This is a genomic window from Pedobacter sp. (genome assembly GCF_035317785.1).
In the GTDB taxonomy this organism is placed as follows: domain Bacteria; phylum Bacteroidota; class Bacteroidia; order Sphingobacteriales; family Sphingobacteriaceae; genus Pedobacter.
On the sequence record NZ_DATHGC010000114.1, the window covers coordinates 1 to 9,248 of the forward strand.

At 42.4% G+C, this 9,248-nt stretch carries 8 protein-coding genes; 2 read left to right on the plus strand and 6 right to left on the minus strand.

Going from position 1 to position 9,248, the window contains the following annotated elements:
* From VK541_RS06980 to VK541_RS07005, 6 genes are all read right to left on the minus strand, one after another.
* Nucleotides 1-479, minus strand: a 479-nt coding sequence (locus VK541_RS06980; RefSeq protein WP_324368288.1) for an amino acid permease, incomplete at its 3' end; no start/stop codon positions are given.
* A gap of 55 nt (nt 480-534) precedes the next feature.
* Nucleotides 535-1,299 (minus strand): SDR family NAD(P)-dependent oxidoreductase, encoded by a 765-nt coding sequence (locus tag VK541_RS06985; RefSeq protein ID WP_324368290.1) that lies wholly within the window; start codon nt 1,297-1,299, stop codon nt 535-537.
* Between the two features lie 129 nt (nt 1,300-1,428).
* On the minus strand, nt 1,429-2,334 hold the full coding sequence (locus VK541_RS06990; RefSeq protein WP_324368291.1) for an AraC family transcriptional regulator: 906 nt from the start codon (nt 2,332-2,334) through the stop codon (nt 1,429-1,431).
* Between the two features lie 42 nt (nt 2,335-2,376).
* Nucleotides 2,377-3,261: a glycoside hydrolase family 25 protein gene (locus VK541_RS06995; protein ID WP_324368294.1), complete on the minus strand. Its 885-nt coding sequence runs from the start codon at nt 3,259-3,261 to the stop codon at nt 2,377-2,379.
* A 21-nt stretch (nt 3,262-3,282) separates the two neighbouring features.
* Nucleotides 3,283-4,053 carry a GLPGLI family protein gene (locus VK541_RS07000; protein ID WP_324368296.1) on the minus strand — a complete coding sequence of 257 codons (771 nt, stop codon included), beginning with the start codon at nt 4,051-4,053 and terminating at the stop codon, nt 3,283-3,285.
* Nucleotides 4,050-6,776, minus strand: a complete 2,727-nt coding sequence (locus tag VK541_RS07005) for a TonB-dependent receptor (RefSeq protein WP_324368298.1) — start codon at nt 6,774-6,776, stop codon at nt 4,050-4,052. Before VK541_RS07005 ends, VK541_RS07000 begins: the two co-directional genes overlap by 4 nt.
* A 215-nt stretch (nt 6,777-6,991) precedes the next feature.
* On the opposite strand from VK541_RS07005, the gene VK541_RS07010 reads away from it, so the two are divergent.
* Nucleotides 6,992-7,363, plus strand: coding sequence for a BlaI/MecI/CopY family transcriptional regulator (locus tag VK541_RS07010; protein WP_324368300.1), 372 nt, complete (start codon nt 6,992-6,994; stop codon nt 7,361-7,363).
* On the plus strand, nt 7,360-9,084 hold the full coding sequence (locus VK541_RS07015) for a M56 family metallopeptidase (protein ID WP_324368302.1): 1,725 nt from the start codon (nt 7,360-7,362) through the stop codon (nt 9,082-9,084). Before VK541_RS07010 ends, VK541_RS07015 begins: the two co-directional genes overlap by 4 nt.
* Nucleotides 9,085-9,248: the final 164 nt, after the last annotated feature.

Sequence of the window (9,248 nt, forward strand, 5' to 3'; positions counted from 1 at the left end):
AACTCACCGACAGCAAATACTGTAACGATGACTTCAAACGAAGCTGCCGCCCTGACACCATAGACATTGAGTGCAGTGAATACAAAATAGATGGCTATTGCACTGGTTAGAATGGGTACCTGCGGGAAGAAAGCATTGAAATAAGCGCCAATGGCAAAAGCAATTGCCGGCGGCGCCAATATGAATTCAACGATTTGGGCAATACCGGCGATGAAACCGATATTTTGCCCCATTGCCTTGTTTGCATAATCAAATACCCCCCCTGCTTTGGGAATGGCACAGGCAAGCTCTGCATAGCTGAATGTAAATGTGACATACATCAGCATGATGGTTAATGTGGCGACAGCCATGCCGCCTGTACCTCCTTTTTCCAGTCCGAGATTCCAACCAAAATACATGCCTGAAATCACGTACCCTACTCCAAGCCCCCACAACATAAAGGGCGTTAGTGTCTTCTTTAAACCCTTGTTTTGTGACATTTGATTCGTATTTTTACCTACTTATAAATATAGGATAAAATACCAAAGTTCTTCCTTACAAATTCATGCCACCCGAGACTTCTATGCGCTGTCCGTTTATCCAGCGGGCATCTTCGGTACACAAGAATGCAACCACGCCACCGATATCGTCCGGCAAACCGACACGTCCCAGAGCGGTCAGGCTTGCGATATTCGCATTTACATCGTCATTATCTCTTACATGACCACCACCAAAGTCTGTCTCTATCGCTCCGGGAGCAACAACATTTGCGCCAATGCGTCTTGGGCCCAACTCTTTGGCAAGATACCTTGTGAGCACTTCAACGGCGCCTTTCATTGAACCGTAAGCGGAAGATCCCGGAAAAGAGAACCGCGCAAGTCCCGACGAGATATTGATGATGCGACCTCCGTCATTGATAATTGGCAATGATTTCTGAGTCAGAAAAAATACACCTTTGTAATGGATGTTTAAGGCGGTATCAAACTGCTCCTCTGTAGTTTCCGCAAAGGAAGCATAAAGCGCAGTTCCGGCATTGTTGATCAGGAAGTCAAAATGGTCTGTATTAAATGTGTTTGTTAAGGTCTCCTGCACCTTGATGATGAAGGCATCAAAACTGCTGATCTCGCCTGCGCTGAATTGAAGCGCTGCTGCTTTCTGTCCCAGCTGCTCAATTTCTGCGACAACCTGCTGCGCCTCATCATGTTTACTGTTGTAAGTCAGGATTACGTCGATTCCTCTTTTTGCCAGGCTTAAAGCCATATTTTTGCCGAGGCCACGGCTGCCGCCGGTTACCAAAGCTATTTTACTGTTATTTGTCATTGTAATTTTCTTTTAAATGATGAACAGGACAAATATCAGCAGCATTGGTGTCAGGAGGTTTGCGAACATCAATCCAATGTTTGCAAAAATCAAATCATTGCTGGTACAACAAGCGGGATAAGCCGCCCTTCACGACCTGAAGGCAACAGGGGTCAGTGCGGTCTGCTTCCGGAAGAAATTTGAAAAATGGGCAACCTCTTCAAATCCAAGGCAATAAGCAATTTCTGAAATGTTCCAGTCGGTCTGTTTCAAAAGGATCTTGGCTTCCTGCAAAACCCTGCCGCTAATGATGTCGGTAGTGGTTTTTCCGGTATGCTCTTTCAATACTTTATTGAGGTGGTTTACATGAACAGCGAGTCTTTCTGCATAATCTTTTGCCGTGCGCAACCCAATCTTCTGGTGCGGGGATTCTATAGGGAATTGTCTTTCCAAAAGCTCTATGAATAATGAGGACACACGTGCTGATGCCGTGTGCGAAGGATATAGTGCCGTTGCAGGCTGCAGCTTCTGTCCATAATGGATCAGCTCCAGTACATAATTGCGCAGCAGGTCATATTTGTAAGCATAATCTGAAGATAGCTCCTTATGCATTTTCTTGAAAATGAATGCGATGTCTTCTGCCTCCTCATCTGTAAGCTGGAAGACCGGATAACCCCCCGGCTGGTAGATGGGCAGCTGCTCCAGCTGGATGCCGCTTTTGTTCTGAACCAAAAAATCGGGAGTAAAAATGCAGAAATTGCCGGACTGGTTTTCATCCTGCGGCAGCCAGTTGTAGGGGATTTTTGGCGTAGCAAACAGCAGGCAGTTTTTTTCGATATCGATCACCTTGTCGGCATATTCGGCTCTATTGCGCCCGCTGATCATACTGATCTTATAATAAGCCCTCCGGTTATAAGGCATCACCATTTTATCTTTTTTCCTGGCCAGCAGCTCGTCCAGTTTAAATACATTGAAATGGCCTATTTCCTTATTGATCCCTTCGGGAATGAGCGAAGAGGTCTGCTGATAAAATTCTTCCAGTGAAGTTGTATCCATCGGGGTCCGGATTTGCAAAATTCAAATGTAAGCAAATATAAATTATTTGATCAGCATTTGCTCAAACGCAAGGCTGTCCCCGTTGAAAACGTTGAAATCTACCACATGGTTTATGCCTGAGATCTTTGCCTTGTCTGAATGCTGCCAAAAGTGCCAGCTGGCCATATTTACTTTCAACCTTGGCTGATGGTAATGCGCTACCCAGAGCGGATACTCGTCAAAATGGCCTTTCAGGTAATCATTGTAAAAGGAAAGACCTGTGTAAATGATGGGTTTTACGTTTGTTTTCTTTTCGATGTGTGTCAGAAATACCTGCAGTTCAATGCGCATTTTGGAAGCAGCAACTCCGTTTAACTCTTCTATATCTACTACTGGCGGTAAGTCTCCGACTTCAAACTTTACGGTCTGCAGGAAAAACCTGGCCTGCCATTCTCCTGATTTTTTAGGCTTGAAATAGTGATAGGCACCACAGGTAATCCCTGCCTTTGGCGCTTCACGCCAGTTGCGCTGGAAATAAGGATCTATGTTAAACATGCCCTCTGTCGCTTTGATAAAAGCAAATTTGATCCGGACATCATCATCTTCCATGGCTTTTACCTTTTTCCAGTCGATCTTGCCCTGGTAGTAAGAAACGTCTATGCCGTGTATGGTGTATCCTTTTGGTATGCGGATGTCAAAGCTGCTGTAAGTGCGGTAGTTTGGGTCCTCGCCGATGTCTTTGATCCAGCGCCAGCTGGAGGTAAAGCCTTTTATAATGTACCCATAATATAAGGGAGAGAACAACACAAGCAGCAGGGCTGCTATGGCAAATTTCCATTCGGGTGACAAGGCCTTTTTCTTTTTAACAGCCCGTTTTCTTGCAACTGGCTTTTTACGGGGCGCTGAGGCTGATGTGGCGTTTATAGTTTTTCGTTTTGCAGGCGGCATGATGGCTGCAAAAGTACAATTTTATAGCAAAAGTCCTTTAAGCTGTACAATTGCATAATCACCCTGATTGCCTATCGCCTTCATAATCTCCTCACGCATCTGTTTATTATTTACCTCTTTACCCTTTTTTGGCGGGGCAATCTTTTTTGTATCTACTGCCTGCTCGCTAATTTTTGTCGCAAACCAGCTTACATGCTCATGCGGTACGGCAACCCCAAGGATCATTCCGGGCAAGCCATTAAAAGACTCCGGACCGCCAGGAACATGAATCCGGTCGGTATAGAATGCAACTACATAGATGGAATCGAGCATAATCCCGTTTGCCCTCCGGCACTTGTAACCCGCAATTTCCCTGGTCTCTTCCGTTATTTTCCATCTGATCTTACGGATGGTATCTTTTACAAGATAAGTACGTTCATAAAATTCCTTCTGAATGGTACTTGTGCCATTTTTTACATCTGAAAAAATAATATTGAGCTGGTTGGCCATGGGGCTGTCATACCACCAGTGTACGTTTGTTTCAGCTGCAACAGGGGTAAAAAGCATGGTATTTCCATCAAAAGTCAAGGTGCTCTTCAGTTTTCTGAATTGAGGTTCGGTCCGCAAATAACGTTCATAATACGGCTTGTTCTCCAGCGTGTTTTTAGTCACTTTCTTTTTCACCAGGGCAAACATATTGGCTGTTCTTTCAAATTCTATTACCCCGCTTGTGATAAAATGCCTGTTTTGCGCATATATTGAATTCCCCGGGAAGGCAAAAAAGCATGCGATTAATATAAAGAGCTGTTTCATGATTGTTGCTTTTGAAGTGATTTGCCAAACTTTGTATAATCCCAGGTAAGTGAAAATATAAAATACCTTTTAATGGTCGTATTCCGGGATTCGATAAAACCACTTGTCGAACTGTCACGCCTGTATCCGGTATTCTGGTTGAGCAAGTCATTGCCGCGAAGGGTCAGCTTCAGGTTCTCTTCCTTCAGGAAAGACTTACCGATATAGGAATTGACCAGCAATTGCTCAAAACTACGGTCAAAGACCTTATTTTTTGCGTTATATTTATAATTAAGATCCGATCCTATAAAAAAGTTGTACGGCAGCTTGGTGTAAAAATTAAAACTGCTAAAAAAGCCTTTTGTATTGTTGTCCACTGATTGCAGCGAGGATGAACTGGCCGTATAATTTGGTCCTATGCTAAAGCCATATGAATAAGTCGTCTTGTTTTTCGCTATGTCGACCTGGGGTTTGTATTCTACATTACTGATCTTATTCAGCTTATTGTTGACATAATTAAAATAGGTACTTCCATTGATAGTGGTGCTAATATAAAGTATGAAATCAAGTTTTGTGGCATGCCCGTATACCTCTGCATAAACATTCCAGCTACTGGGGTTTTTACCCTTTAGATTGGAATATTGCAGCGTATTTATACCGGCCGAATCAGTGAGCCTGTTGCTGACAATGGCATTCATAGAAGTGCCGTAGCTGCCACGGAAATTAATCCCCTGATCGAGCGTAGGTTGATAAACCCTGTAATAATAGGAAAAACGGTTGTCAAATTGTGGTCTCAGCGCCGGATTACCCAAAGTGATGTTCAGCGGGTCAGAATTCTGCCTCAGCGGTTGCAGCTGGGCTAGATAAGGAGTTCTTGTGTTACCGGTATAGTCAAAAGACAAAGAAGCAGCCTTACTCAGCTGGTATCTGAAATTGGCAGCCGGCCGCCAGATTAAGAAATTCCGATTCAGCGCACCGCCTGCGAACAGATCCTTTTGCTCATACTCAGAATTGGTAATACTCGTGCTAGCATTTGCAAAAACTTTACCCGCACTGTAGCTCAGATTCAAACTATATATATTAGACAAGGTAATCAATCTGTACTCACTGCTAAAAGCAGAGTCCAGCTGATCGTAAACACTTGCAGAAGGACTGTTAAAAGACCTGCGGTCTTCGTCATTCATTCTTCTTGCAAAAGCATAGGTTGTAGAAACCGATAAAGCCTTTGTAATCACGTCAGTGTAGGAAAGAGATGTTGTAAACCCGTTATTCCTGGTTGCCGAAGGTTTATACTGGTCTATAGTATTCGTACTGTCAATTACACCCTGCTCATTAAAATAGTTTACATCCGATTTGAGATAACCCTTTCTATTTGCCTCACTATAATCAGTGTATACATTCAGAGACAGACTTCTTCCCTTCTTTTTCAGGCGCTTTATATAACTTGCGCTTAAAGTAACAGACAAACTTTCACTCTCGTCGTTATTAAGTACCTTGCTGGCATTCTGTAATATGCCGTTACCTCTGACCGTACTTCCTATATTAGAATCCTCATTGTTACTATTGGTCTTATAACCATTAAAATAGGCACTAAAATCAGAAGTTGAGTCCAGTTTGGAGGAAAAACTTCCATTGAAGCCCTGGTTAAGGGAATAGCTGTGAGATGTTCTGTCATCGGTGCTCCGGTTGAAATTTCCGGGCAGATTATTCTGGGTCAGGCTATTTCTTTCTCCGTCTGTGGTCAAAGCCCCTGCCTTATAGTTCATGTTAACAGAATGCTTATCCTGATTCCATTTACTGTCATAATGCGCCCCCGCATCACGCGCAAGCGGAATGCCATTACCACCGTAATCACCCTGGCTATAACCGCTTCCGAATTTATTATTATCCGCTCCGCTCAGCCCGACCTTACCTGTATTGCCAAGATTACCATAGGCAGAAAATTTTTGTTTAGGACTAAATTTATTGAACATGAGCTGTCCGTAGTAAAAATCATCAGTACCATAACCTCCTTCTGCTTTTCCAAAAAGCCCTTTCTTCTTATCTTCCAATAATACAATATTGATCGTTTTCACCTTAACTCCATCCTCTATGCCAGTCAGCTTGGCCTGCTCACTTTTCTGATCGTAAACCTGTACCTTACTCACCATATCGGCGCGGAGATTCTTTGTCACCAGTGCCGGATCATCACTAAAGAACTCTTCGCCGTCAACCAGAACCTTACTCACAGGTTCACCCTGAAAAATGATCACTCCGCTTTGATTGATCTTCATCCCCTGCAACTGTTTCAGCAAATCTTCTACTTTCGCATTTTTCTGGGTTGCGTAGGCTGCCGCATTGAACTCAGTAGTATCGCCTTTAATTTTTATGGCAACTACCCTGGCCTTGATGATCACCTCATTCAACAGTTTGGATTGCAGTATCATCCGGATACTTCCGAAGTTATACCGGGGCTTGGCTGCATCAAGCGTAAATTGCTCTACAAAATCCGCATAGTCCGGATAAGTGACCATAATCACGAATTTACCAGGCTTAAGATTGTTAAGCCCAAAAACGCCCTTTTTGGTATAAGTGAATTTTTGAAGAATGGAATCTTTGGCACTGATCACACTTACCGTGGCATCGTCAATTTTCGCATTTGTAGTGGTATCAATGACCACACCTTGTACAGAATAATTGTTTTGTGAAAATACAGGAAAGGAAAAAAAACAACAGACAATGAATGCGAAGATCCTAAAGTTCATGAGTGCGCTAATTGGTTAACGCAATGTAAAACTAAAAACCTAGTTTATCAGCTCCGGGCAGCAATGTAACAAAAATAAAACATGTCGGACTAATATTTTAGTTGCGCAACTAAAATATTAGTTCTATATTAGATTATGATTCTGACAAACTTGTCTTTAAGACCTATAATGAATCAGTATTTTAAACAAAGCATACATATATAGTCATAAATTACATGAAAGAATTAACCAAAGCAGAAGAGCAGATCATGCAGGTGTTGTGGGAATTGAAACAGGCATTTGTAAAGGATGTGGTAGAACACTTGCCAAAGCCCAAACCCGCTACAACCACGGTTTCTACCATCATCCGTATTCTGGAGGGCAAAGGTTTTGTGGACCATGAAGCTTTCGGCACTACACACAGGTATTTCCCTATTGTCGGGATTGAGGACTATAAAGCTTTTGCCGCGGGTAAATTACTGAACAGTTACTTTGGCAATTCTGTAGAAAAAATGTTTTCCTTCTTTCTGAAGCAGGAAAAAGTGGACTTAAAAGAGGCTGACGAAATCCTTAAATTAATTGAAGACCTTAAAAAGAAACAACAATGAACGCGCTCATCTATTTATTGCAGGTAAACGTTTACCTGCTCCTGTTTTACTTCTTCTATTTTGTAATCCTCCGCAATGAGACTTTCTTTAAAATGAACCGCTTTTATCTGGTGGGTTCTGCGCTGTTCTCACTGATCATTCCGGCAATGAAAGCGGACTGGATTAAAGATTTGTTTATTACAGAAAAAGTACAGGAATTTACCCAATCGGTCAACTACGCTGTCATCGCACCGGAAATTGAACAACTTAATGTGACCGCTGCAGTGTCTGCAGACCAGCCCTGGCTGACAACTACGGAATGGCTTTGGTTAATTTATGCAGTGGTGAGCCTGGTTTTCCTGATCAATTTCCTGAGAAAGCTTTATCAGGTAAACAGCACTTTCAAAATAAAATTAAAAGGCCGTGCTTTTTCCTTTTTTGGGAAGATAGCTGTAGACGAAGAACTGGAAGGTAAAGAGATAATAATAAAACATGAACTCGTCCATGCCAGGCAATGGCACTCGGCCGATGTGATCTTTTTTGAGATCTTTCTGGCGATGAACTGGTTCAACCCTATTGCATATCTCTATAGAAACGCCATAAAAAACATACATGAATTCATCGCAGATGATTCAGCGGCATCAACACTGGAAGACAGATCAGCATATGCGCTCTTGCTGGTCTCCAGTGTTTTTAATACACAACCGCAAAGATTAACCAACAATTTTTTTAACCAATCTTTATTAAAAAGGAGAATTATCATGTTACACAAAACAAAATCTCGCAAGGTTGCCATACTAAAGTATGGGCTCTCAGTACCTCTTTTTGCCATTATGATCATCTTTTCATCTGCAATGGTTGGCAAATCTCAGATCGTTCAGCAGGCATCGGTAAACATCGAGCAACATCTTGCTAAAGTATCGGTGATATCGCTAAGTCCGGACGATAAAACGGATAAAAAATTGCCTGCAGCAAAAAAGGCAGCAACTGCAGTCCCCACAGACAAAGTGTACACCTACAAGATGGTAGATACTATGGCAGAATATCCTGGCGGTCAGCAAAGTTTGTATGAATATTTTAAATCGCAGTTTAAATATACTAGAGAAGCCAAGGAAAAGGGAATGAAAGGGCAACTTGTTGCCAGGTTCATTGTGGAGAAAGATGGCTCGTTGTCAAATATTAAGATCCTGAGCGATCCCGGTTTTGACACTGGTATTGAGGCCATGAGATTATTGCAAATGTCAGCTGTCTGGAAGCCGGCTTACCTGAGCAAAAAAGCAGTGAGGTCGGTTGTCGACTTTCCTGTAAATCTTTATTCACCAAGATACCTGATGCCGGAAAAAGATGCCGCTGAGAAACTCAAGATAAGCACGAAAGATACAATCGTGGTATTTGACAGGCGCGAAACACTCCATCTAGACGATAGACCAAGGCCAACATCCGCTTCATTTCCTGGAGGTGTGGCAGCGTTTAGCAAATATGTAAGTGAGAATATGAGATATCCCGAAGAGGCTCGTAAGAATAACATTTCTGGTATTGTAAGCATTGCTTTTGCGGTAAACAAAGACGGAAGTATAAATAACATTACGGTGCCGGAAGGAATTGGATATGGTTGTGATGAGGAGGCTATCAGGCTAATTAAGAATTCACCAAAGTGGATTCCTGGCCATTATCCAGATGGAAGTCCCGAACGGATGGGCTACTCAATGTACATCATTTTCCAGGCAGGCAAGAACAATTAACCATAGAGACTACCAACAACCTATAATTGTCGATTCCTAAAAGAGCTATACACTAAAAACAGTGTATGGAAACAAAAGAAACAGAATTCATTTTCACAGAAAGGACAAATAAGAACCAATGTTTTGATAAGCGTTTAATCAAATATATTGTAGCTCTTGCAGAA